Here is a 1,505-nt window from a genome sequence, read left to right on the forward strand (position 1 = left end):
GGCTAAATATTATTTTGAGGTGCTGGAGAAGAGTTATTACCTTTGGGTATGGAAACACAAGAAAGCCTAAAGGCCTTATTGTCGGTATTTTTTCCTGAGGAAATCATACTGCACTTTTCAATAACAAAGGTAGAGGAGAAGAAGGAGTACATCCGCATTCGCTTTGAAGAGCTGCCGGAACTGATTCCAGCAGAGATGGACCAGCCCAAGGACATTGCCCTGGATGGTTTTTGCAACCCTTTGGAGCTGCAGAGCTTTCCGCTGAAAGGGAAAGCGGTTTATCTCAACCTCTTCCGTCGCCGTTGGAAGTACAAAGGGGAGCGGCAACACTATAGCAACGCGTATGCCTTCCATGCGGAGGGGGTAAAAGCAACCAGCGAGTTCGCTTCTTTTTTAAAAGGGGCTTTTGGACAAACTCCAGACCAACATAACGCCGATCGCTAAGGCCCTGTGCATTGACCCGCAGAAAGCCTGGCGCTGGTACAGGGATGTGCTAAGCGGTTTCCTTGACCCCGAGGCGCAGCGCAGCTTTCACCAGCATGACCTCCAGATCAAAGAGAAGGGGGAGGCCAAAGCGGTGCGTGTCCCCATCCTGAGCGCAGAGCACCTTGGCCCCCATATGGCCATTGACGAGAAGCAGGTTGGGGAGGAGATGCACACCATCCTCACCAACCGGGACACCGGGAAGGTGGCGCTGCTCGCCAACACGCTAAAGGTAAATGAGCTCAGCCAGATCGCTGCCAACTTCGGCGCCAAAGCTTTTGAGGTCAGAACCATAACCCGTGACCTATCCAATGGTTACGACTGGTTCTGCCGGGAGGCCTTCCCCAATGCCGGACACATCGCCGACAAGTTCCATATCATCAAAAGCCTCATGGAGGCGTGCCAGGATGTTCGGGTACGGTACCGGCAAGAGATACTAAGGGACAAAAGGATCAAGTTTGAAGAGCACAAGCAGCGGGAGAAGCGCAGGAAAGGCCAGTGTGAGCTCGAGGGCAAGCGGTACAAGGAACGGAAATTCACTTATGCCCAAGAGAAAACGCCCCATGGAGAAACCCCGCTGGAGCTGCTGGCCAGAAGCAGGTTCCTGCTTTTTAAGTACGATAGCCAATGGACCCACAAGCAATCCCAGAGAGCAAGAGCCCTCTTTAACATATACCCTGAAATAGAAAAAGCCTATCGGCTTAGCTGCGAGTTTAGAGACTGGTACAAGAAGGCAAATGTAGGACGTGACCCCCTGCAGATAAACCTATCGATCAATGCGTGGTATCGTAAGGTGGAACAAATGGATATTGATGAGATGGTAAACTTTAAATCCTTGGTAGAACGTAATGAAACCATCATAAAACGATACTTTGGAAAAGGGGAAACCAACGCCATTGCTGAATGTATTAATGGTAAAATTAAGCGCTTTATCATGATCAATCAGGGCACTAGGGATCGGGAGTTCTTTTACTTTAGGCTAAGGAACTATTTCTCTTAGCACCTCAAAATAATATTTAGCC

General features: G+C 49.7%; 2 protein-coding genes. Both read left to right on the forward strand.

Annotated features, from left to right (window positions below; genetic code table 11):
* The first annotated feature begins 48 nt into the window (after positions 1-48).
* Positions 49-444 (forward strand): ISAon1 family transposase N-terminal region protein, encoded by a 396-nt coding sequence (locus CJ255_RS21920; RefSeq protein WP_097646191.1) that lies wholly within the window; start codon positions 49-51, stop codon positions 442-444.
* The gene (locus tag CJ255_RS21925; protein WP_097646192.1) at positions 407-1,483 is read left to right on the forward strand and encodes a transposase; all 1,077 of its coding nucleotides are present in this window, start codon (positions 407-409) and stop codon (positions 1,481-1,483) included. Before CJ255_RS21920 ends, CJ255_RS21925 begins: the two co-directional genes overlap by 38 nt.
* Positions 1,484-1,505: the final 22 nt, after the last annotated feature.

Source organism: Candidatus Viridilinea mediisalina (assembly GCF_002532535.1).
In the GTDB taxonomy this organism is placed as follows: Bacteria; Chloroflexota; Chloroflexia; order Chloroflexales; family Chloroflexaceae; genus Viridilinea; species Viridilinea mediisalina.

Excerpts from the sequence above, each read along its gene's own strand:
- CJ255_RS21920 (WP_097646191.1), top strand. The coding sequence starts at position 49 with ATGGAAACACAAGAAAGCCTAAAGGCCTTATTGTCGGTATTTTTTCCT.